Source organism: Hymenobacter sp. J193 (assembly GCF_024700075.1).
GTDB lineage: Bacteria > Bacteroidota > Bacteroidia > Cytophagales > Hymenobacteraceae > Hymenobacter.
The window spans coordinates 279,633-302,493 of record NZ_JAJONE010000001.1 but is presented as its reverse complement, the minus strand read 5'-3'; the positions used below and the strand labels follow the sequence as shown (position 1 = coordinate 302,493).

The 22,861-nt window shown below is 61.1% G+C and carries 15 protein-coding genes; 8 read left to right on the top strand and 7 right to left on the bottom strand.

Annotated features, from left to right (window positions below; genetic code table 11):
• From LRS06_RS01340 to LRS06_RS01330, 3 genes are all read right to left on the bottom strand, one after another.
• Positions 1-3,477, bottom strand: coding sequence for a DNA methyltransferase (locus LRS06_RS01340; protein ID WP_257869819.1), 3,477 nt, complete (start codon positions 3,475-3,477; stop codon positions 1-3).
• Between the two features lie 252 nt (positions 3,478-3,729).
• Positions 3,730-4,503: a sterol desaturase family protein gene (locus tag LRS06_RS01335; RefSeq protein WP_257869818.1), complete on the bottom strand. Its 774-nt coding sequence runs from the start codon at positions 4,501-4,503 to the stop codon at positions 3,730-3,732.
• A gap of 297 nt (positions 4,504-4,800) precedes the next feature.
• Positions 4,801-6,000: a PAS domain-containing sensor histidine kinase gene (locus LRS06_RS01330; RefSeq protein WP_257869817.1), complete on the bottom strand. Its 1,200-nt coding sequence runs from the start codon at positions 5,998-6,000 to the stop codon at positions 4,801-4,803.
• 252 nt (positions 6,001-6,252) lie between these two features.
• Here LRS06_RS01330 and LRS06_RS01325 point away from each other — a divergent pair, with 252 nt between their 5' ends.
• From LRS06_RS01325 to LRS06_RS01315, 3 genes are all read left to right on the top strand, one after another.
• Positions 6,253-6,879 (top strand): zinc ribbon domain-containing protein, encoded by a 627-nt coding sequence (locus tag LRS06_RS01325; RefSeq protein ID WP_257869816.1) that lies wholly within the window; start codon positions 6,253-6,255, stop codon positions 6,877-6,879.
• Between the two features lie 85 nt (positions 6,880-6,964).
• The gene (locus tag LRS06_RS01320) at positions 6,965-7,597 is read left to right on the top strand and encodes a flavin reductase family protein (RefSeq protein WP_257869815.1); all 633 of its coding nucleotides are present in this window, start codon (positions 6,965-6,967) and stop codon (positions 7,595-7,597) included.
• A gap of 115 nt (positions 7,598-7,712) precedes the next feature.
• Positions 7,713-8,495 (top strand): DUF2490 domain-containing protein, encoded by a 783-nt coding sequence (locus LRS06_RS01315; protein WP_257869814.1) that lies wholly within the window; start codon positions 7,713-7,715, stop codon positions 8,493-8,495.
• 12 nt (positions 8,496-8,507) lie between these two features.
• Here LRS06_RS01315 and LRS06_RS01310 read toward each other — a convergent pair whose 3' ends face one another.
• The gene (locus LRS06_RS01310; RefSeq protein WP_257869813.1) at positions 8,508-9,536 is read right to left on the bottom strand and encodes a LacI family DNA-binding transcriptional regulator; all 1,029 of its coding nucleotides are present in this window, start codon (positions 9,534-9,536) and stop codon (positions 8,508-8,510) included.
• 135 nt (positions 9,537-9,671) lie between these two features.
• Positions 9,672-10,742 (bottom strand): glycoside hydrolase family 43 protein, encoded by a 1,071-nt coding sequence (locus tag LRS06_RS01305; protein ID WP_257869812.1) that lies wholly within the window; start codon positions 10,740-10,742, stop codon positions 9,672-9,674.
• Positions 10,743-11,193: 451 nt separating this feature from the next.
• On the opposite strand from LRS06_RS01305, the gene LRS06_RS01300 reads away from it, so the two are divergent.
• The 4 genes from LRS06_RS01300 (at position 11,194) to LRS06_RS01285 (ending at position 16,858) form a co-directional block, all read left to right on the top strand.
• Entirely contained in the window at positions 11,194-13,326 is a 2,133-nt protein-coding gene (locus LRS06_RS01300; RefSeq protein ID WP_257869811.1) for an RICIN domain-containing protein, read from the top strand.
• Positions 13,327-13,388: 62 nt separating this feature from the next.
• Positions 13,389-14,423 (top strand): glycoside hydrolase family 43 protein, encoded by a 1,035-nt coding sequence (locus tag LRS06_RS01295; protein ID WP_257869810.1) that lies wholly within the window; start codon positions 13,389-13,391, stop codon positions 14,421-14,423.
• Positions 14,424-14,602: 179 nt separating this feature from the next.
• Positions 14,603-15,703 (top strand): cellulase family glycosylhydrolase, encoded by a 1,101-nt coding sequence (locus tag LRS06_RS01290; RefSeq protein WP_257869809.1) that lies wholly within the window; start codon positions 14,603-14,605, stop codon positions 15,701-15,703.
• 93 nt (positions 15,704-15,796) lie between these two features.
• Entirely contained in the window at positions 15,797-16,858 is a 1,062-nt protein-coding gene (locus tag LRS06_RS01285; RefSeq protein WP_257869808.1) for a glycoside hydrolase family 43 protein, read from the top strand.
• Between the two features lie 214 nt (positions 16,859-17,072).
• On the opposite strand, the gene LRS06_RS01280 is transcribed toward LRS06_RS01285, so the two are convergent.
• The gene (locus LRS06_RS01280; RefSeq protein ID WP_257869807.1) at positions 17,073-18,137 is read right to left on the bottom strand and encodes a UDP-glucose--hexose-1-phosphate uridylyltransferase; all 1,065 of its coding nucleotides are present in this window, start codon (positions 18,135-18,137) and stop codon (positions 17,073-17,075) included.
• Positions 18,138-18,157: 20 nt separating this feature from the next.
• Positions 18,158-19,324 (bottom strand): galactokinase, encoded by a 1,167-nt coding sequence (gene galK / locus LRS06_RS01275; RefSeq protein ID WP_257869806.1) that lies wholly within the window; start codon positions 19,322-19,324, stop codon positions 18,158-18,160.
• Positions 19,325-19,754: 430 nt separating this feature from the next.
• On the opposite strand from galK, the gene LRS06_RS01270 reads away from it, so the two are divergent.
• Positions 19,755-22,856 carry a TonB-dependent receptor gene (locus tag LRS06_RS01270; protein ID WP_257869805.1) on the top strand — a complete coding sequence of 1,034 codons (3,102 nt, stop codon included), beginning with the start codon at positions 19,755-19,757 and terminating at the stop codon, positions 22,854-22,856.
• The last annotated feature ends 5 nt before the right edge of the window (positions 22,857-22,861 follow it).

Here is a 22,861-nt window from a genome sequence, read left to right as displayed (position 1 = left end):
CTACAAGCTGTAAGCCCCGTCGGCCGTTTGCCGCACCAGGCTCAGGGCGGCCAGGGTAGCCAGCAGGGGCTGCACCTTCTCGGCTTTGAGGCGCCTGAAGCGGGCGGCTACCTGGGCCGTGGTGAGCGGCTGGCCGGCGTGCTGCAGGGTGTCGCGCAGGGCCTGCATCTGCTGGGCCAGCTCGGCGGGCCAGGGCTGGGGGGCGTTTCCCTCCGGTGAAGTGGCTGACCGGGCTGGGTCGGGATTGGTTGCATTTGGCAATGAAAGTTTTGTCTGCTCAATGCCCGGGGCCTGGTAGGCGGGGCGCAGGTAGCGGACGGTGCCGGCGGCTTCCTCGGCGGCGCGCTCGTGGTTGAGGCGGACGAGGCGCTGGAGGATGTCGGCGTCGGGGAGGGCGGCGGGCCAGTGGTAGGCTTCGGCTACGGCGGCGTCGAGCTGCTGGTGCAGGCTGAGGACCACGGAGGCGAGGCCCTGCTGGTTCACGGTCTGGTCTTTGGCCGACAAGGGCTGGGCGGCGCGCAGCTTCTCCACCACGTTGTAGAGGTCGGTGAGGGTGAGGCTGGGATGCAGGGCCTGCTGGCGCTTGCGGTGGGCGTCGAGCTGTTCGGCCAGCTCGCGGATGCGGGCTTGCTGCGTGGGCGTGGCGGCGGGGAAGGGGAATGGGTCGAATGTTCGCGAATTATTATAACGAGGGTCGTTTCCAACTCCCATTCTACCTCCCGCTGCTAAGGCCCAAGTAATATGGATATTGCTTGACAAGACACCTAAAACAAAAGCATCATCAGAAGCAATTGCTACCAGTCCATCATCAGGAAGCACCGACGCGTCCACAAACACAAAGAATCGGTGTTTAGCTACATAAACAGTGGCAATGTACCGCGTTGTCAAATTCGCTAATGCAGGTCTGAAATCCACCCTTCCTCTTGCGTGAAGCCACCAGTTCGTTCTGATTGTCTTGTCGTTGTTAACGTCTCTTTCAGGCTTCACATTTTCTAAAATGTGCTGATAAACCTTGGGGAAACGGGTCACAACTTCTCCCTCTGTTAAACCGAGGAGGTCTATAATCATAACATCTCTAGAACGAGACGTTAAATCCTTGCCATTTCTGTATGGGCGGATATGACTTTCGATGCCTCGTACTTCTCCTAAGCCAAGTGTTGCAGCTTTTTCAGGAGTTACCACAAATCCCATTCCCAGAGGGATTACACCTCTGCTACTAATGCCTATGTTAGCTTTCAGACCTAGCGCACTTGTGGAATCTGCCCCACTTGAAAGGTCAGAGTTTATTATTCCTGGCAACTCAACCAAGCTGACATCATGTGCTTCTTCGTCATCCACTACCGTTTCACTCGTAACTAAAGCTAGTGTTCCCGGAGCCGTGCTAGGTTGAGCTACTGTCATCGCAACACGAACTGCCGCTCCTGCTGCGGCATCAACCCAAGGGTGGTCAGGAATTGCGTAGAATAGTGAAATGGGGTTACTCTCAGCTTCCATGTGACGCTGCATGACCTTTCGATTGAAGGTCTGAGTAATTGAGTTGGTAGTAATGAATCCGAACCGTTCCGTCTTACCGCTTCTTAAAGCTTCGGCGGCATTATCCCACCAATACATTACCATGTCCGCTGATTCAGGAACGCGCTTCGCATATGCTTTACGCAAAGCATTGGTGTAGCCAGAGCCTAGCAAGTCCTTCATGCGCTTATTTCCTATGAATGGCGGATTGCCTACGATAAAGTCGGCTTCGGGCCACTCAGCGGTGGTGGGATTGGGATAATCGAACTCCGGCTTTTGAGCCGATTCATCAGGCACTTCAATGCCTGTAGCTGGGTGAATCTTCATAGTCACTCCGTCCCAGCGGGTCACGGGCTGGCCGTGGGCGTCGAGGCGGGGCGTGGGCGCGTCGTGGCGCAGGGCGGCGTCCTGCTGGCGGATGTTCTGGTACTCGTCGAGCAGGGGCTCGGCCAGCTGGGTGATGCCGTGGGTGCGCAGGTGCCACTGCAGGTAGCCGATGCGCAGCACCACGTCGGCAATGGCGGCGGCGCGCGGGTTCAGCTCCAGGCCCAGCAGCTGCCGCGGGCTCACGGTGGTGCCCCCGCCGAGGTCGAGCAGGCCGGTTTGCCCGAAGGCGTTGATGGCGGCCAGCACCTCGCCTTCGAGGCGCTTGAGGTGCTCCAGGGTGACGTAGAGGAAGTTGCCGGAGCCGCAGGCGGGGTCCAGGATGCGCAACGAGGTGAGGCGGGTGAGGAAGCGCACCAGCTCCTGGCGGGCGTCCTTGGGCTGGCCTTCGTCGAGGCGGCGGGCACTGGCGGCCTGGGCGGCCGTCCACTCCCGGCGCAGGGGTTCGAGCACGGTGGGCAGCACGAGGCGCTCCACGTAGCGGCGCGGGGTGTAGTGGGCGCCCAGGCTGTGGCGCTCCTTGGGGTCGAGGGCCCGCTCCAGGAGGGTGCCGAAGATGGCGGGCTCTACCTCGGTCCAGTCGGCTTCGGCGGCTTTGAGCAGCAGGGCCATCTGGTCGGGGGTGAGGGGCAGGGCGGTGGCGTCGTGGAAGAGCTTGCCGTTGAAGCGGCGCAGGCGGGCCTTGAGGTCGGGGGAGAAGCCGCCGGTGTCCATGGTGCGCCAGAGGCCGGTGAGGGCCTCGGGCAGAAACTCGCGCATCTCGGGGGTGGAGTAGGTGCGCAGCATGCCGGTGAAGGAGGTCTTGGGAATCAGCCCCACGTCCTCGGCAAACATCGTGAACAGGCAGCGCATCAGGAACTGGGCCACCACCTCGGGGGCGTGCCCGGCCCGCTCCAGCTGCGCCGACACGCCGGCCAGGTAGCCGGCCAGCTCCCGCGTCACGCGGGCGGCGCGGCGGCTGGGGTCCAGCTCCCGGGGCTCCAGCCAGATGCCGCGCAGCAGGGTGCGGGTGCCTTCGTCGGCCAGCGCCGACAGCGGCAGGCGGAAGCGGGCCTGGTCGGGGAAGGGCACGAAGGAGTCGCCGACGCCGGCGAAGTTGGAGTACACATCGATGCAGTAGCCCACGTCCACGACCAGCACGAACAGGGGCCGGGGCTCGTCGGGGGGCAGGGCGCGCACGTAGCCCAGGGCCTGCTGGCGGGCGGCCTGCATCATCTGCTCCCACTTCACGGAGCCGCGCAGGGCGTGGCCCTTGCGGCGCTTCTCGGCGGTGAGGCCCAGCTCGGCGCGGTCGGCCTTCTCGGCCTTTTGGAGGGAGTCGGGGGAGTCGGTGCCCTGCTTGGTTTCCAGGATAAAGCAGCCGCGCTTGTAGAGGTCGATGCGGCCGGTGCTTTTTTTGGGGCCGTCGTGGAAGGTGACGGCGCGCTCCAGCACGTACTGGTCCTGGGTGGGGGAGTCGGTGGTGGGGTCGGGCTTGGGGACCTGAAGTAAGTCGCAGAGGTCTTGCAGGAAGAGGCCGTAGTTGGCACGCTCGGCGCCGCCGGATTTCTGCCAGCGGGCGGCGAAGTCGGGGTAAGTCAAGGGTTAATTAGTAATGAGGAATTAGTAATTAAGAATTGGGGATGGAAGATAGGGGGAAATGGGGGAGATTGTGCCTGAATTTGTGGGCCCGATAGCCTCACCCCCGGCCCCTCTCCCGTGGAGAGGGGAGCCTGACGCGCTGCCCTGCGCAGCTTCTTCGGCTCGCGCCTGCGCAGCCGCTACCAACTGATGGTAGTGCATCTATGCATCAATACGACAAGACCTCGGCTGGTAAGCCGAGGTCTTGTTTCGTCAGGCTCCCCTCTCTACGGGAGAGGGGCCGGGGGTGAGGCTATCGGGGCCGGGGGTGAGGCCACTCGCATACGTACCAAACAGCCGGTCCCAGAGGGAGGTATAGAAGCCGAAGTTGTGGGTGTCGTGCTGGTGGTGCTGGAAGTGGAAGCCGGAGGAGCCCAGGTGCTTGAGCAGGGGGTGGCGGGCCCAGGACGCCGGAAACGGCTCGACGCCGCAGTGGCCCAGCACCCCAAACAGCACGTTCACGGTGAGGTAGGCCACAATGGCGGCAAAACTAGCGGGGTACACATACATCAGCAGCAGCCAGAGCCCGCCGAAGCCCACCGTTTCGATGGGGTGCAGCACAAACAAATCAAGGGGCTGGGGGCTGGTGTAGTGGTGGTGCAGGCCGTGCACCCAGCGGTAGAGCACGGTGTGGTGAATGAGGTAGTGGAACACGTACATCAGCAGGTCCATGCCCAGGAACAGTACCAGGAAATCGAGCAGCACGCGGTAGGAAACATCCGTCCGGATCTGGATAAGGCCCTGCTGCCACAGCCAGAAGCCCGCGTAGGTAATGCCGGTGTTGAGGAGCAGGGTGCAGAAAGCCAGCCCGATTTCCGGGCGCGTCACCGGGTGGTAGAGGGGTCCCAACGCCCGGCCCTTGCCAAACAGCCATTGGAGCAGGTACCCAAAACCCACGGCCAGTAGCAGCACCACCAGGTTCTCAACCAGAAACAGGAGCAGCGCGACCTGCCAGGGCAGGGCTTTCAGGGAATCGAGCAGGAGCATAGGGTAGAGCCGGCAGTAGGTTGCGCAAAGGCGAAAGATAGCCGTTCTGGCAGCTTACGGCTGAGCGAATCTGCGCCTCAGATAAAAGCTTCAATAAGTGCCGGATAAACAGAACGTCATGCTGAGCGCAGCCGAAGCATCTCTACCTCTGGCTAATTAATACCACGGCAACGTCAGCACGCGAGATGCTTCGGCTGCGCTCAGCATGACGGTCGATTTGACCGTCGCTCATCCTGCGGGTATACGCGGCGGCATTGGCTTAGCGCACGGACTGCTTTTTGCTGCTGTACCTGGGCGTTAGGCCAGGTCGATGAAGAAGGTGGTGCCTTCCTGCTCTTTGCTTTCCAGCCAGATCTTGCCCTCGTGCAGCTCCACAATCTGCTTGGTGATGAACAACCCCAGCCCGGTGGTGGTGTCGCCGTAGAGGCCCGAGCGGGAGGCCGTGCTGAACTTGTCGAACACTTTAGCCTGCAGCTCCGGCGGAATGCCCAGGCCAGTATCCTTCACCACCAGCCGGATGTGGCCCTCGTGCTGCTGCAGGCGCACGCAAATGCTGCCCCCGGGCGGGGTAAAGTTCATGGCGTTGGTCAGCAGGTTGTCGAGGATGCGGCCAAACTTATCGGCGTGGATGTTGGCCGTCAGCGTTTCCCGGGGCAGGTCCAGCTCCAGGTCGATGCCTTTGTCCTGGGCCACCACCTGGAACACCTGCAGCCGCTCGGAAAGGAAGGCCCCCAGGTCGGTTTGGTGCTTTTCCAGCTTGGTGGCTTCCAGCTGGCCTAGGTAGAGCACATCTTTCAGCAGCACCCCCGCCTCCGTGCACGACTGCTCAATCAACGACAGCAGCTTTTGTACATGCTGCTGCGTATCGGCGGGCTTTAGCTCCTGCAGGGCTTCCTCGCGCTTGAGCAAATCCACCAGCAGCTGAATGTTGCTGATGGGGCTTTTCAGGTCGTGGGCAGCCAGGTGTAGGATAGTTTCCTGGGCGTCGTAGAGGCGCTTGTGGTTGATGGCCAGCTTCTTGCGCTCCGAAATATCCTCCAGGGTAGTGTAGCCCAGCTCACCGCCGTCGTCGGGAAACAGCACCGACGTTACCTGGCACCAGAAGGAGGTTCCATCCGGCCGCACCAGGCAGGTTTCCAGCACAAAGGAAGGTTTCTTGTGGGCCCAGAGGCTTTCCTGCAGCTTGCTCCAGTCGGCCAGGTGGTCGGGGTGGGCAAAGTCGAGGATGCGCTTGCCCACCAGCTCCTCGGCCTTCCCGAAGCCCAGCATATCGGCCAGCGCCTGGTTGGCCTGGAGAATGTTCAGGTCGGGGTCGATGATTTTCTGCCCCAGGGGCGTATTCTCGAACACCGTCCGGAAGCGAACCTGGCTTTGCTCGTAGGCGGCGCTGGGCGCGGGCGCAGAAGCCGCGCGCAGGCGTTCATTCTCGGCCCGCAGGCGCTGGAGTTCGGCTTCGATGGAGTTGGCAGCGGGCGCGGAAGTAGCAGAATCGGGCATACAGGTCGGAAAGCAATAACCAACCCGCAATCTGCCGGGCGCTACTACAAGCGAGGCAGTAAGGTAGCGCTTTCTGGCAGGAAGCGCGGTCAAACTGTAGAGGCCCCGACCAGTTGGCTGGTATGCGGCCGACTTTTTGGGTAGTTGGGCCGGGGCCGCCGTCCGCAACTGGCGAGCAAACCGCAGCCCGCGGCAACTGGTCGGCCCTTAGTATCGTTGATCCTTACTCAGTACCAATCTTACTGCCTGGCTATGATTATCTTCGGAACTAAAAACTCCCTTGTGCGCACTATGCCTCAGCCGGGGCTGGTTTGCCCGTCTTGCGCCAACTCCGAGCAGATGCATCTGAGCGTGTTTAGCCGCTACCTCCACATCTACTGGATTCCGCTGTTGCCCTTTGCCAAGACCGCCGTAGCGCAGTGCCTGCACTGCAAAGGCACCTGGGCGCAGAAGGAACTGCCCGCCGAGGCGTCCGGTATGCGGCAGGCCCTGGAAACCCTGAAAAAGCAAACAAGGGCGCCGTGGTGGCATTGGGTGGGGCTGCTGCTGCTACTGGCGGTGGCTGCCTTTGGGCTGTGGATGAGTGGCCGCAACAAAGAGGATAATGCCACCTACCTGGCTGCCCCGCAGGCGGGCGACGTTTACACCGTGCGCAAAAACGATTCGACCAGCGAGTACAGCCTGCTGAAAGTGGTGAGCACTCAGGGCAACACGGTAGAGCTGGTAGCCAACGAGTACGCCACCACTAACGCGCATCCGCTGAATAAGCTGAATGACCCGGCCAAGTACAGCAAACAGGCTTTTTCGCTTTCGCGGCTGGACCTGCAGGTGATGCAGCAGAAAGGTCAGCTAACAGACGTTGACCGGCTGGGGAAGTAAGGCCGCCGGCCACGGAAAACCAGGCCGCCGAAACAAAGCCGCCAGCCGCTGGTCTGCATAGTCCAAGCAACTTGTTCTGCCCCCTATGCTGCATCTCACCGCTGCCGACATTCACGCCGCTGAGCGAATCTACCGCCTGAATCTGGTAAACGGCTTGCCCGGGTTCAAGCCGGCCAACCTGGTAGGCACGGCGGCGCCCGATGGGGTTACCAACCTGGCCATCTTCAGCTCGGCCCTGCACCTGGGCTCCGACCCACCCCTGTTAGGCTTGGTCACGCGGCCCACCTCCGTGCCCCGGCACACCTACCAGAACCTGCGCAGCAGCGGCTGCTACACCCTCAACCATGTGCCCGAAGCCCTGGCCGCGGCGGCCCACTACACTTCCGCCGACTTTGCTTCCGGGATATCGGAGTTCGAAGCCTGCGGCTTTACCCCCATCTACCGCGACGGGTTTGCGGCGCCCTACGTGGCCGAAAGCGCCGTTTGCATAGGGCTGCGGCTGCAGCAGGAGCTGTCCATATCCAACGGCACGGTACTGCTGGTAGGCGCCGTAGAGCACGTATACCTGCGCGAGGAAGGCCTGCGCCCGGATGGCACCCTGGACTTAGCCGCCCTGGGCACCGCCTGCATCTCCGGCCTCGACGGCTACCATAGTGTAGCGCCGCCGGTGCGCTTTGGCTATGCCCGGGTGGGGCAGCCGCCCGGGCCTCTCCGGTAGCTGCCGGGGTGCCTGCATGCGGCTCGCCGCCCGGTTAGCAGGCGGCTGCCAGGACAGGTGGTGGTGGGCTCACGGTTCTCCTGTACCTTCGCCGCGCGAAAAACAAGCACTTGCAATGAACAAAGCCGCGTGCGCAGTGGGCCTCCTGGGGGCATTGTTGGGAGGAATCAGCCAGGCCCGGGCCCAGACGCCGGGCACCTGGGGCACCTGGTTTATTGGCACGGTGCAGCTGCCCGGCACGCCCGAGAAGAAGTGGGGCGGCTACGCCGAGGTGCAGGCCCGCACCAACGGCTTGTTCAGCCAGTACTTCTACAATGAGCTGAAGGGCGGCCTGAGCTACGACCTGGACAAGAACTTCACGGTGATGCTGGCCGGGGGGCGCTACGCCACTTACAAGCCCAAAGAAGTAGCCGAAGGCCCCCTGAATACGGAGAAGCGCCTGTGGCTGCAGATTACCCTTAACCAGTACATGGCGCGCCTGCGGGTAGAGCACCGCTACCGCCTGGAGCAGCGGTGGTTTAGCTACAGCGGCGACAGTAGCGGCACGCGCAACCGCCTGCGCTACCGCCTGAACACGTTTCTGCCCCTCAACAAAAGCTCCATCGGGCCCGGCACGGTCTTTCTCTCGGTGTACGATGAAATCTTTCTGAACCCGAAAGGGCCGGTGTTTGAGCGCAACCGCGTGTACGTCGGCGCCGGCTACCAGTTCAACAAGCACCTCACCGCCCAGGCCGGCTGGGTGCACCAGGCCAACTACAACCTGCCGGTTTACAAGCAGGGGCAATTTATTCCGCAGAACACTTCGGCCAAAAACAACGTGGTGCTGGCCTTCACGTACCGCCTGGGCCGCCGGACTGCCACTACCACGCCCGAACACCTGCCCTCGCAGCAGGACTAAGCGGGGCTATGCTTACTTAGCAAGCCGCTGCGAAGACGTGCGAACCAGCAGATCGGGCTGCAGCACGATGCGGCGCGGGGAAAACTTGCTGCCGCGCTCTTCCAGCATTTCCAGAAACAGCCGCACCGCCGACTGGCCCATCTGCTCGCAGCGCTGGTCCACCGACGTGAGCATGGGCTCGGTGAGGGAGGTGAAGGTTTCGTTGCTGAACCCGGCCAGGGCAATATCCTGGGGAGAGCGGAAGCCCTGCCGCTTCAGCTCCTGCAGGGCACCCACCACCGAGAAGTCACTGGCAGAAAAGATGGCGTCAGGAGGGTGAGGCAGCCGCAGCATCTGTTGCATGCCGGCAATGCCGTCCTCCAGGGTCATGTCGCAGTAGAAAAACAGCTCTTCCTCGATGGGCATTCCGGCCTCCAGCAAGGCATCCACGTAGCCCTGGCGCCGGTTTTTGTAAATATTCAGGTGCTGCGGCCCGCCGAAGTGGGCAATGCGGCGGCAGCCCTGCGAAATCAGGTGCTTGGTGGACTGGTAGCCGCCCTCCCGGTCGTCGAGCACCACGGCATTCACGTCCAGCCCGTCCAGCACCCGGTCGAAGAATACCAGCGGAATTTCCTGCTTCCGCACCTTCTCGAAGTGCTTGAAGTCCCGGGTAGTGCGCGACATCGAAACCAGAATCCCCTCTACCTGCGCGCTGAGCAGGGTTTCGATGTTCTTACGCTCGTGCGTCACGTCCTCGTTCGACTGGCAGATCATTATGTTGTAGCCGGCCTTGGAGGCAATGGTTTCGATGCCTTTCACTACCAACGTAAAGAAGTGCCCATCGATGTGGGGCACCAGCACGCCCAGCAGGTTGCTGCGCCCTTTGCGCAGGCCGGCTGCCAGGTGGTTGGGCTGGTAGTGTAGCTCCTTGGCCAGCTTCCACACCCGCTTTTTGGTGACCTCACTGATGCCAGGATGGTCGCTGAGGGCCCGGGAAACCGTGGAAACCGATACGCCCAGCTGCTGGGCCAGGTCGGTGATGGATGCTCTTGTACGTGCCAAAATGCTGCTGCTTACGGAGGGCGGTCTGTGCAAGAAGGTTACGCAAACCCTGTGCAACTATTCATGCAAACATACGCAAAGAAGCCGGCATTTGTGCGGCCGGCTCTCTGGGGACAGAAACAGTGTTTGCGCAGCTTAGGGCAAGGGCCGGGGAGTGTACGTCGGACCCTGACAGCGTGGGCCCCGGGCTGTCCAGGTCAGCGGATCAATGCAAAGCTGGCGCTCTGTCATTTCCTTGTTCCAGGCATGGTACACCAGGTATTCGGTTTTGCCATCGGGGCTGAGCACGTGGGAGTGGTGGCCAGGCCCGCGCACGTGGCCGGCCACGGCCGCCAGTACCCGCGGCCCTTGCCCGCCCCCCGCCTCCGAGTAGGGCCCCATAATGGAGTCGGCCACGCAGAAGTCGACGCCGTAGCGGGGCGTGAGGAAGTTGGCACCGCTGTAGAAGCAGTAGTACTTGCCCTCGTGCTTACGCACGAAAGGACCTTCCAGCGTGTGCCACTCCGCAAAGGTCTGGCCGCCGTAGAGCGGCATGGTGCGGTTTTTCTCAAACACCGTCCAGTCGTGGCGGGCCCGCATCACAGTGCGGCTTTCCCCGGCCAGGCGCGTCATGTCCAGGAGCCGGTCTACCACCAGTCCGGTGCCGGGGCGGTAGCCGTTGTCCGTGTCGATAAAGTCGCGGGCGTAGAACAGGTACCACTGCCCGTCGGTATCCTGGAAGGCGTGGGCGTCGATGGTAAACTTGCTGGCGGGCACATCCAGCAGCGCCACCTGGGTGTAGGGGCCTTGGGGTGCTTTGCTGGTAGCCACGTGCAGGCGGTGGCCCACGGAGGCCCCAATGGCGCCGCCTCCCATGGAGTAGTACATGTAAAACGTGCCGTTGTGGAACATCACTTCGGGGGCCCAGAAGTCGGCTCCCTCGGCCCCGGCCGGCGGCGTGAGGGCACCCCCGGCTGGTTTCCAGTCGACCAGGTTATCGGAGGTGAGCAGGGTGAAGATGCGCCCATCGGGGGTGCGGCCCTGCCCGGTGGTGCCAAAGGCATAGTAGCGGCCTTCGTGGCGCAGCACAAACGGGTCGGGAAACTGGCCGGCGTACACGGGGTTGGTGTAGGTGCGGGCCGCCGCGGAGCAGGCGGCGTTGTTCAGCAGGGCCAGAGAAGCCAGGCCAGCAGAGGCCTGTTGGAGAAAGTTGCGACGGGAAGGCATAAATCAGCGAAAGGGCAAATGAGAGAAAGCGCGGCTTAGTATAAGGAAAGGGGGGTGGGAAAGGACGCTGGCAAGATGCAGATAAATGTGCAAACGTTTGCATAATTTAATCGACGGAATTAGCTTGCGGCGGCTGATACCTACTACTGCTCGCTTTAAGCCCCTCTGTAGTAGCAGAGTGCCAACCCCGACCTGGTTTCCTTTTCCTACCTAATTGCTGCTTATAGCCCCAGCCCAACCAATGGCTTGCTGCTGTTTGTGAAGCCCCGTAGGCTGGCGCTGACTTGCTAAACTCTACCAGGAAAATAATGGATGGTAAGCTCTGCAATGCGGGCTGCGCTCCTGGCATAGCTACTCATCTATCTGCTAATCATGCTATCCTGCTTGCCTGGCCCCTGGGCTGTGGTTTCGTGCGCTTCCGTTCCAGTGCTTACCTAATCCCACCACAACCATGAAACAACTTCTGCTCTTTCTCGCGCTGTACCTCGGCACGTTCGGCTTTGTCCGGCCCGGCCAGGCCCAAACCAGCGGCAACCCTGTTATCCCCGGCTACCACGCCGACCCGGAGATGAACTACTTCAACGGGCGCTACTACATCTACCCAACCACCAACGAAGGCACCGGGGGCCAGGACTTTCACGCGTTTTCCTCGGCCGACCTCACCAACTGGCGCGACGAGGGCGTGATATTCGACGTGGGCCCGCAGTGCACCTGGGCCGACTACAACGGCTGGGCGCCCTCCGTGGTGGCCCGCAACGGCAAGTACTACTTCTATTACTCGGCGGAGGTGAAGATTGGGGTGGCCGTGGGCAACTCGCCTACCGGTCCGTTCACCGACCTGGGCCGCCCGCTCATTGGCTCCGACCCCTACACGGTGGATATTATCGACCCGCACGTGTTCGTGGATGATAACGGGCAGGCCTACATCTACTACGGCGGCTCCAATGGCAGCAAGCTGGTGGCCCGCCGCCTCAACGCCGACATGGTAAGCCTGACGGCCGATGCGCCCGTGAACATCACGCCCCAGAACTACACGGAAGGGCCTTACGTGGTGAAGCGCAACGGCACGTACTACATGACCTACTCCAACGGCTCCTGGACCAACGCCAGCTACAACGTGCAGTACGCTACCAGCACCTCCCCGCTAGGCCCCTGGACGTACCGCGGCTCGGTGCTTTCCTCGGACGCCCAGAACCAGGGTGCCGGCCACCACTCCATCACCAAGATTCCCGGCTGCGACGAGTACTACATCACCTACCACCGCTACCAGAACAACAATTTCTCCACCCGCTACGTGGCCATCGACCGGCTGTATTTCACGGGAGACGGGGCCATTCAGAAGGTGAACATGACCAACTACGGCGTGGCCCTGCGCGTGCCGGGTGGAGCGTGCCCCGTGAACAATCTGGTATCGGGCGGCACGTACAAACTCACGCACAAGGGCACCAATCAATGCCTGGACGTGGCCGGCAACAGCAGCGCCCCTAACACCAACGTGCAGCAGTACACCGACAATGGCAATGACGCCCAGCGCTGGATTGTGACGCTGCAGACCGACGGGCACTACAAGCTCACGCACAAGGGCACGAATCAGTGCTTGGACGTGGACGGCAACAGCGCCGCAGCCGGGGCCAACGTGCAGCAATACACCGACAACGGCAACAATGCCCAACGCTGGCGCCTGGAAGCCGCAGATGGGGGCTATTACAAGCTCACCCATAAAGGCACGAACCAATGCCTGGACGTAGCCAACAATAGCAGTGTGCCCAACACCAATGTAGCCCAGTACACCGATAACGGCAGCGACGCCCAGCGCTGGCAGTTCACGCTCATCAACCAGGATATCGTTTCGGGCGGCACGTATAAGCTCACGCATAAGGGCACCAATCAATGCCTTGACGTGCCCGATAACTCAGTCACGCCCGGCCAGGCCTTGCACCAGTACACCGATAACGGCAGTGATGCCCAGCGCTGGGTAATCACCCTGGAAGCCGACGGCTACTACAAAATCCGCCACCGCAATACCAACCTGTGCCTGGAAGTGGCCGGCAACAGCAGCGCGGCCGGCGCCGTGGTGCAGCAGTGGACCGACAATGGCAACAATGCCCAACGCTGGCAGATTGTACCCGCGGGCGACGGGTACGTGAAGCTAGTGCACAAGGGCACCAACCAGTGCCTCGACGTAGACAACAACCTTTCCAACCCTGGCACCGCCGTGCATCAGTACACCGACAACGGGAACGACGCCCAGCGCTGGAAGCTCGACCTGATGCCGCTGCCCCTGAACAGCGGCCGCACCGCCCTGGCCGCCCGCGACGAAGCCCCCGCGGGCAGTCTGACGGCCTACCCAAATCCGGCTAGCTCGGCCCTCACCCTGTCCTTTGTGCCCCAGCAATCGGGCGCCGCCCGCCTGGACGTGTACAGCAGCACTGGTCAGCTGGTGCGCCACCTGGCCTTGCGGGCTGCGGCGGGCGTAGCCAACACTACTTCGCTGGCAACCGAAAGCCTGCCCGCCGGCCTGTACCGGGTTCAGCTGACGGGTGCGGGCCCCAGCCAGCGCTGCTCGGTAGTCGTCGCGCACTAAGGGGTGGGCAACTACCCACTGTGCTTTCTTGCCTGAAGGCGTAAATCAGCTTTGGTCTTTCTATGATGCGTCTGTCTTTCCCCCGCGTTGCGCTGCTTAGCTTTCTGCTGGGCGCCGGCTCAACCCCGGCGGCTTGGGCCCAACAGCCGCCGGCCGCCACCTTTCGCAACCCCTTGCGGGCCGAAGGACCTGACCCGTGGGTAGCGCGGCAAGGGGGCTATTACTACTACACCCACACCACGGGGGAGAACATCACGCTCTGGAAAAGCAAGACGCTGAGCGGGGTGAAGGAGGCCCCGGCGGCGGTGGTGTGGATGCCCCCAGCCACTGGTCCCAACTCAACCCAGCTATGGGCTCCGGAGCTGCACCGCCTCGACGGCAAGTGGTACCTCTACTACACCGCCACCGATAAGGCCAACCCCGGCGACAACAGCCGCTTTGTTTTTGTACTGGAAAATGCGGCGGCGGACCCCACCACGGGCCAGTGGGTAGACAAGGGGAAAGTGAATACCCAGCATTCCGGCCTCGACGGCTCGGTGTTTGAGCTCGGCGGCAAGCGGTATTTTCTGTACTCCGCCTACGTGGGACCGCAGAGCGTACTGGCCATTGCGCCCATGCAAAATCCCTGGACCCTGCTTCCCGGCAAAGAAGTCATTATTGCCCGGCCTACATTTGATTGGGAAAAGGGTGGGGGCCGCCAGATTCTGGAAGGTCCCGAGTTTCTGCCCGGCCGGCAGGGCCAGCTGCTGGTGGTGTACTCGGCCAGCGCCTGCTGGGACGACAACTACGCGCTGGGCATGCTCACGGCCCCTAAAGGCAGTGACCCGCTCAAGCCCGAGTCGTGGACTAAGGCTGCGCAACCCGTGTTCAAGCCCTCGGCCGAAAACGGCGTGTGGGGCACGGGCCACAACTGCTTTACCAGGTCGCCGGACGGGCGCGAGGACTGGTTGGTATACCACGCCAAAGCCGCCGCCGACGGCAAGTGCGAGGGCCGCAGCTCCCGCATGCAGAAGTTCACCTGGAACCCAGACGGTACGCCCAACTTCGGTGCGCCCGTACCCCTGACGCAGCCTCAGCCCAAACCCTCCGGTGAGTAGGCAGTGAACGTGCATCTTCAGAACCGTCATGCTGAGCTTGTCGAAGCATCTCTACCTCTGGCTATATTAATACCACGGCAACGAAGCGGTAGAGATGCTTCGACAAGCTCAGCATGACGCTTTCCTGTCACTGGCCTATTTCTTTCGATTTACCTTCTTCTTTTACCATTTTCCCTTTCATGAAAAAGCTGCTGCTCTTTCTTCTGCTGCTGACTTCCACCACCAGCACGTTTGCCCAGAAAACCAAGATCAAAACCAAAGGCGCGGCGGCTACGGCGGCCGCCATGCAGGGCCAGCGCTGGTCGGCGGAGCGGGCCAATGCCTGGTACCGCCAGCATCCCTGGATGTCGGGGACAAACTTTACGCCCAGCACGGCCATCAATCAGCTGGAAATGTGGCAGGCAGAAACCTTCGACCCCGCCACCATCGACAAGGAGCTGGGCTGGGCCGAGGGCATCGGCTTCAACACCATGCGCGTGTTTCTGCACAGCCTGGCCTGGCAGCAGGATCCGCAGGGCTTCAAAAAGCGCGTAAATGAGTACCTGGCCCTGGCCGACAAGCACCACATCCAGACCATTCTGGTGTTTTTCGACGACTGCTGGAATAAAGATGCGAAAGTCGGCCCCCAGCCCGCACCCAAGCCTGGTATCCACAACTCCGGCTGGGTGCAGGACCCCGGCGACCCGGCCTCCCGCGACTCGGCCACATTCGTGAAGCTTAAGCCCTACGTGCAGGATGTGCTGCGCAGCTTCGCCACCGACAAGCGCGTGCTGCTCTGGGATTTGTACAACGAGCCCGGAAATAGCAATAAGGGAATTTCGTCGATGCCGCTGCTGCGCAACGTGTTTGCCTGGGCCCGCGAAGTAAACCCCAGCCAGCCCCTGAGCGTGGGCCTCTGGAACTGGGGCTTCAAGGAGCTCAACACCTTCCAGGCCCTGAACTCCGACGTGCTGACCTACCACAACTACGACGAAGTGCCCGCCCACGAGCGGGTGATTGAGCTGCTCAAAACCCACGGCCGCCCCATGATCTGCACCGAGTACATGGCGCGCCCTCGCAACTCGCGCTTCGTCAACATCTTTCCTTTGCTGAAGAAATACAACATCGGCGCCATCAACTGGGGCCTCGTGGACGGCAAAACCAACACCAAGTATCAGTGGGACGTGCCCGTAGCTGATGGGGGTGAGCCGGGTGAGTGGTTCCACGAGGTATTCCGCAAAGACGGCACGCCCTACCACGCCGACGAAACCGACCTCATTCGCAAGACGAACGGCAAGTAAACTGGGCGAGACAAGTCGCTGAACGACTTCAGCGGCCTCTGCGGGAACTGTCGTCAGCAAAATCGGGAACCGCCGTCAGAATAACATGCTCGTATGAAACCATCCTTCCTGCTGCTGCTGGCGCTCCTAGTCGGCAGCTGCACCCGTACCCCGCAGCAACCCGCTACCCCAGCCGCAGCAGCCACCTTCACCAACCCGCTGCTGCCCGCCGGCGCCGACCCGTGGAGCATCTACCACAACGGAAATTACTACTACACGCACACCACCGGCCGCAACATCACACTCTGGAAAACGCCTTCGCTCAGCCAGCTGCGCACGGCCCCGAGCAAGGTGGTCTGGACACCGCCCGCTACCGGCCCCAACTCTCGCGAAATCTGGGCCCCTGAGCTGCACCGGCTTAACGGCAAGTGGTACCTCTACTACGCCGCCGATGCCGGCCGCAACCCCGACCACCGGCTTTTTGTGCTGGAAAACAGTGCCGCCGACCCGCTGGAAGGCACCTGGGAAGACAAAGGCCAGATAACCGATGCCACCAACAAGTGGGCCATCGACGGCTCGGTGTTCGAGCATCGCGGGCAGCTGTACTTTGTGTGGTCGGGGTGGGAGGGCGACGTGAACGGCCGCCAGGATATTTACCTGGCCCGCATGAAAAACCCCTGGACCATTGAGGGCCCACGGGTGCGCGTTTCCACACCGGAGTACGCCTGGGAACGAAACGGCGACCTGAATAACCCGAACGACCCCCCGCACGTGGACGTGAACGAAGGCCCCGAAGTGCTTAGCCACGCGGGCAAGCTCTACCTCATCTACTCCGCCAGTGGCTGCTGGACCGATACCTACGCCCTGGGTATGCTCACCGCCTCCGCCAGTGCCGACCTGTTGCAGCCCACTTCCTGGACCAAGTCGCCGACGCCGGTTTTTCAGCAGAACGCGGCCAACAAGGTGTACGCGCCCGGCCACAACTCCTTCTTCAAGTCGCCCGACGGCAAGCAGGACTGGATTCTGTACCACGCCAACGATGAGCCCGGCCAGGGCTGCGGCCGGTTCCGCACACCCCGCGCCCAGCCCTTCACCTGGAACCCCGACGGCTCGCCCAACTTTGGTAATCCGGTGCCGATAGGCCAGCCGCTGGCCCGGCCTTCGGGGGAGCAGTAAGGAGTGAGTTGTTCCAGAGAGCTAAGGAAACCCAATAAACCGTCATGCTGAGCGCAGTCGAAGCATCTCTACAGAACGACACTGGCTTAACGAAGCGGTAGAGATGCTTCGACTGCGCTCAGCATGACAGTTCAGGCTATCTAACCAGCTTGAAAGCAAAAAGCCCGCTGCATTGCGCAGCGGGCTTTTTGCTTTGAGGAAATTCAGATGAGGATTAATTGGGAGCAGGTGCTGCCGCCTGCTTGTAATGCACGGCCGGCAGTTCGCGCAGGCGCTGAGCCGCGGCTTCGGGGGTGATGTCGCGCTGCGGGTCGCCGAGCATTTCGTAGCCCACCATGAACTTACGCACCGTGGCCGAGCGCAGCAGGGGCGGGTAGAAGTGCATGTGCAAGTGCCACTCCGGGTGCTCCTGCCCGTCGGTGGGGCGCTGGTGCAGGCCGGCGGAGTAGGGGAAGGAAATCTGGAACAGGTTGTCGTAGCGGATGGTGAGCTGCTGCAGAATGCCAGCAAAAGCATCCTTTTCCTCGTCCGACAGCTGGGTGATGTCCGTGACGTGGCGCCGCGGCAGCACCAGCGTCTCGAAGGGCCACACAGCCCAATAGGGCACCAGGGCCACCCAATGCGCGTTTTCCAGCACCACCCGCTGCTGTTCCTTTAGCTCCAGGGCCAGGTAATCAGTAAGCAGGCTGCGGCCGTGCTCCTGGAAATAAGCGGCCTGCTGCACGGTTTCCTTGGCCGGCTCGCCGGGCACGGTGCGCTGGGCCCAGATCTGCCCGTGCGGGTGCGGGTTCGAGCAGCCCATTACCTGGCCCTTGTTCTCGAAAATCTGCACATAGTTGATATCGGGGCGAGAGCCCAGCTCCTGGAACTGCTCTACCCACACGTCCACCACTCCGCGGATGGCAACTACCTCCATTTCGGGCAGGGTGAGGTCGTGGCGAGGCGAGAAGCAGATAACGCGGCCCACGCCCGACTCGGCCTCGGCCCGCAAAAGTCCGCCCACGTTCACTGAGCCCAGAGGCGCATCGGCGGTGAGGGCGGCAAAGTCGTTGTCGAATACAAACGTGCCGGTGTAGGGCGGATTCACGGCCCCGCCCGCCCGGGTATTGCCAGGGCAGAGGTAGCAGGTAGGGTCGAAGGCGGGGCGCTGCTCGGCCTCGGTGGTTTCCTGCTGCCCCTGCCAGGGGCGCTTGGAGCGGTGCGGCGACACCAGCAGCCACTCCCCGGTCAGGGCGTTGTAGCGGCGGTGGGGGTGCTCGGTGATGTCAAACTCAGCCATAAAGGAAAGAGTGGTGAAATTTAAGAAACGGCAACCGGGGCCAGTACGCCTACGCCGTCTACGATGGTGGTCTGGTAGGTTTCCAGGGCAATACCCGTTTGCTTTTCGTAGGCCGGCTTCATGGCCGCCACAAAGCTTTCCACCGCACTGGCTTCCACCAGGTTGATGGTACAGCCGCCGAAGCCGCCGCCCATCATGCGGGCACCCACTACCCCGGGCAAGGGGCGGGCTAGCTCGACCAGAACGTCCAGCTCCGGGCAGCTCACTTCGTACTGGTCGCGCAAGCCGGCGTGGGAGCCGTACATGTCTTGGCCGAAAGCTGGTAGGTCGTGCGCCAGCAGGTGATGGCAGGCTTGCTCTACCCGCAGATTTTCCTCTACCACGTAGCGGCAGCGCCGGTATACTACCTCACCCAGCTCCGCTTGGTGCTTTTCGAGGCGTTCCAGCGTGGCGTCGCGCAGGGAGGCTACCTCCGGATAATATTGCTGCAGTACGGCCACGCCCCGTTCGCACTCCTGGCGGCGCGTGTTGTACTCGGAGCTGGCCAAGGAGTGCTTCACCCCGGAGTTGCAGAGCACCAGATGGTAGGTATTGGCATCAAAGGGAAAATAAGCATACTCCAGGGAGCGGCAGTCGAGGCGTACCACGTGACCGGCCTGGCCAAACAGGCTGGCAAACTGGTCCATAATACCGCACTGCACGCCGGCATACTCATGCTCAGCTTTCTGACTGATGCGGGCCAGCTCCAGCCGGTCGAGGCGGGTATGAAGCAGGGTGTCGAGGGCAAACGCCAGCCCGCATTCCACCGCCGCCGACGACGACATGCCCGCGCCCATGGGAATCGTGCCGCCGAATACGCAGTCGAAGCCCTGCACCGGCAGGCCGCGCTTCTGAAACTGGGCCACCACGCCCAGCAGGTAGTTGGCCCACAGTGTGTTGCTTGGGGCTACGTCGGCCAGGGCCACTTCGTAGTCTTCTTTCAGGTCGAAGGAGTGCAGCCGGATGGTGCTGGAGCCGTTGAGGGCAACCGCGAAATAGATTTCTTTGTTGATGGCGGCGGGCAGCACGAAGCCTCCGTTGTAGTCGGTATGCTCACCGATCAGGTTCACGCGGCCCGGCGCCCTTACCAGCAGGGGAGTGGCCGCAAACCGCTCTTGAAAGAAAGATGCTATAGCAGAAGACAGCATAGGAGAGGTGGCAAAATGCAGGAAATGAGGACAGGCAGAGGCACCCGCCCCGGAATACTGATACGAAGGAACTGAAAAGTATAGCCGTGCGCAAACGTTTGCTATTATACTTTTTCATTTGACGCCCTTGTTGGCTGGGTTAGCCTGCTGCAAATGGTTTCATTGGGGTTACTGATAAGGGTGTAGAATACGCTCATTTAGCAGCGGGCAAGAAAATAATCTACCTTTTTACTTGACATTGCTATTGCCTCTCCTTATTCTTACATCCTGAAACAAAGAATCTGTCTTTTTTCAAGGTGTAGTTGGCAGTACTTCTCAATTGCTCATTCTGGTGCCCGGCACGAAAGGAGTGAGTCTTTTTTTACCGCACACATGCAAACGTTTGCACGGTCTGCGTTCCTTCGGTCCCTTCATCAATTCCCTCCCCTTTATGAAAAACGCTGTACTCAGGGTACCACGGCTGGCTGTTCCGGCGCTGCTGTGCTGCTTGCCCCTGGCCCTGCCCAACCCGGCTGCGGCCGCCTCTTTCACCGCGTATATCAATTCTGCCCCTGGCGCCCTACCGGTGGCCGTATCCGTGAGTGGCCGTGTGCTCGATGACAAGGGGCAGCCGCTACCGGGCGTGACGGTGCTGGAAAAGGGTACTACCAATGGGACCCAGACGGACACTGATGGTAACTACTCGCTGAGCGTGGCCGACAACGCCACGCTGGTTTTCTCCTTTGTAGGCTACACCACCCAGGAAGCGGCCGTAAGCGGCCGCACCTCCGTCAACATCACCCTGGCGCAGGACACCAAGCTGCTGAACGACGTGGTGGTAGTGGGGTATCTGACGCAAAAGCGTGAGGATGTAACAGGCTCAGTAGCCAGCGTGAGTGGTCGAGATGCGCAAAAAGCGCCCGTAGCTACCATTTCGGAAGGCATCCAGGGGCGACTGCCCGGTGTGCAGGTTGTTAATTCGGGTTTACCCGGTCAGGCTCCTATTGTTAATATCCGTGGCCTGGGCAGTATAAGCGGCAGCAGCAGCCCACTCTATGTAGTAGACGGACTTTGGCTTGACAACATCCGGGACTTCAATCCACAGGATGCTGAGTCAATTCAGGTGCTGAAGGACGGAGCTTCGCTGGCGCCTTACGGCTCCCGGGGCGCCAATGGGGTCATTATCATCACTACGAAGAAAGGCAAGGCGGGCGCACCAGCTATTAGCTTCAATGCTTATGGCGGGGCACAAAGAATCACCCAAACCTACGACCTGATGAATGCCCAGGAGTGGTCGGTTATCAACCGCCAGGCCTATGAAAACGCAGGTCGGCCGCCGCAGCCCTTCGTCGCAAATCCAAACGGGGTGGATACCGACTGGCAGAAGGAGTTGATTCAGACAGGCTCAATTCAGGATTACAGCCTGGGATTCTCGGGCGGCGGCCCAAACTCCAACTACCTGCTGTCAGGCGAGTACTTCACTCAGAAGGGCACCACCGAGGGCCCCAAGTTTGAGCGCTACAGCGTGCGGGTAAACTCAGGGTTCAACCGTGGCCGCCTGCGTGTGGGTGAAAACCTGCAACTGGCCCGCACCAACCAGACGCAGCTCAACGGTTTGCCATTTCTGGATGTATTGCGCATGCTGCCCGTTACACCGGTGTATGATATGGCCAACCCGGGTGGATTCGGCTTCGGCAACAACAACGCCAGCACGTTTGGGACCAATCCCATTGCGCTGCAAAAGCTGCTGAACAATACCACCGAGAACAACCGTCTGCAGGGCAACGTGTATGGAGAGGTAGATATCTTTAGCTTCCTGCGCTACCGCCTCAACCTGGGCCTGGAGTATGTGTCGTACCATGATCGGGAAAAGCGTCAGTATGGCCAGTGGCGCCAGAATGACGCGCTGAACCCATCCTATTACGCCGAAAACCAGGGCAACAGCTTCTTCACGATGGTGGAGAACACGCTGGCCTTTGATAAGAGCTTCGGAAAAAACAACGTGTCAGCTGTAGCCGGCTACACCGAGCAGCACCAGACCAGTGATTTTACCCGGGGGCGTAATAATGACTATGGTATTGGCCCCGTGTACTATTGGGCATTGGATGCGGGCAGCAGCGCTCCGCAGGTAGTAGGCTCGTCCTATGTGTACAACAAACGCTCCTACCTGGGCCAGCTTACCTACGACTACGACCAGCGCTACCTGCTCACGGCGGCTGTCCGTCGTGACGGATCCTCGCGCTTCAGCCCCGAAAACCGCTACGGTACCTTCTACGCGGCCTCTGCCGGTTGGCGTATTTCCCAGGAACAGTTTTTTGCCGGGCTCAGTGAGCAGGTAAGCAACCTGAAGCTGCGCGCCAGCTACGGGGTACTGGGGAACGAGCAGCTTGGTGGCCCTTATGGTGGGGCTTATCGGTGGCAGGGGGTTATCAATACCAACGTAAACTACCCCGCCGGTGGTGACAATATCCAGAATGGTAGTATCCAGACACAGCTTCCCAGCCTTGATATAGCCTGGGAAGAGCGCCGCACCGCCAACTATGGCCTTGATGTAGCCTTTCTGAATAACCGGCTTACGCTGTCGGCCGACTACTACCAGTCTGAAACCCGCAATGCCCTGGTTGACCCCGCCATTGCGCTGGTGCTAGGCAATGCAGGCAGCAACCCCTATCAGCGCGTGGGCCGCATCCAAAACCGGGGTTTTGAACTGGTGGCCGGCTACAACGAAACCCGTAGGGATTTTACCTATGGAATTTCTGGCAACCTCACCACACTCAAAAATGAGGTTACTCAGCTAAGCAACGACGGTAAGGCTAACTTCTTTGTAGGTGGTCCCGGCGAATCGACCCGTACGGAGGTAGGCTACGAGATGGGCTCATTCTTCCTGTACCAGTTTGACGGCATTTTCCAGAGTGGTGACAACATTGCCGGTAGTGCCCAGCCCAACGCTCAGCCCGGCGACGTGCGCTATAAAGATGTGAACAGTGATGGCGCCATAACGGCCGCTGACCGTGCCCACGTTGGCCGTGTGTTTCCTAAAATCCAGTACGGCCTGAACCTGACGGCGGGCTACAAGGGCGTTGACCTCTCGGCCTTTTTCCAAGGGGTGAATGGCAACGACATTCTGAACACGGGCCGCTACTGGCTGGACCGCACCGACGACAACGGTAACTACCGCCGCGACTTTAGCCCCTGGACACCAGAGAACCCCTCTACCACCACGCCCCGCGCTATTATCGCCGGCGGCGGCGGGCAGGCAGGCGAAGCGGCCATCAACAACGCCCGCCTGAACTCCACGCGCTGGCTGGAAGATGGCTCTTATCTGCGCCTGAAGAACCTGCAGGTAGGCTATACCATTCCTAAAACGCTGACAGAGCGCGTAAAAGGTGTAAACAGCCTGCGCTTTTATGTGACGGCTCAGAACCTGTTCACCCTTACCGACTACACCGGCTACGACCCTGAAATAGTAAATGGGGCGCTTAGCCGAGGAGTAGATGAGGGGAGCTACCCTAACGTTCGCACGGTTTCCATTGGTGCTCAGCTCGGCTTCTAAGCCGG

Coding starts and splice junctions, on each gene's coding strand:
- LRS06_RS01295 (WP_257869810.1), top strand. CDS start 13,389: ATGATGCGTCTGTCTTTCCCCCGCGTTGCGCTGCTTAGCTTTCTGCTG.
- LRS06_RS01330 (WP_257869817.1), bottom strand. CDS start 6,000: ATGCCCGATTCTGCTACTTCCGCGCCCGCTGCCAACTCCATCGAAGCC.
- LRS06_RS01320 (WP_257869815.1), top strand. CDS start 6,965: ATGCTGCATCTCACCGCTGCCGACATTCACGCCGCTGAGCGAATCTAC.
- LRS06_RS01300 (WP_257869811.1), top strand. CDS start 11,194: ATGAAACAACTTCTGCTCTTTCTCGCGCTGTACCTCGGCACGTTCGGC.
- LRS06_RS01270 (WP_257869805.1), top strand. CDS start 19,755: ATGAAAAACGCTGTACTCAGGGTACCACGGCTGGCTGTTCCGGCGCTG.
- LRS06_RS01315 (WP_257869814.1), top strand. CDS start 7,713: ATGAACAAAGCCGCGTGCGCAGTGGGCCTCCTGGGGGCATTGTTGGGA.
- LRS06_RS01280 (WP_257869807.1), bottom strand. CDS start 18,137: ATGGCTGAGTTTGACATCACCGAGCACCCCCACCGCCGCTACAACGCC.
- LRS06_RS01285 (WP_257869808.1), top strand. CDS start 15,797: ATGAAACCATCCTTCCTGCTGCTGCTGGCGCTCCTAGTCGGCAGCTGC.
- LRS06_RS01335 (WP_257869818.1), bottom strand. CDS start 4,503: ATGCTCCTGCTCGATTCCCTGAAAGCCCTGCCCTGGCAGGTCGCGCTG.
- LRS06_RS01325 (WP_257869816.1), top strand. CDS start 6,253: ATGATTATCTTCGGAACTAAAAACTCCCTTGTGCGCACTATGCCTCAG.
- LRS06_RS01290 (WP_257869809.1), top strand. CDS start 14,603: ATGAAAAAGCTGCTGCTCTTTCTTCTGCTGCTGACTTCCACCACCAGC.
- galK (WP_257869806.1), bottom strand. CDS start 19,324: ATGCTGTCTTCTGCTATAGCATCTTTCTTTCAAGAGCGGTTTGCGGCC.
- LRS06_RS01305 (WP_257869812.1), bottom strand. CDS start 10,742: ATGCCTTCCCGTCGCAACTTTCTCCAACAGGCCTCTGCTGGCCTGGCT.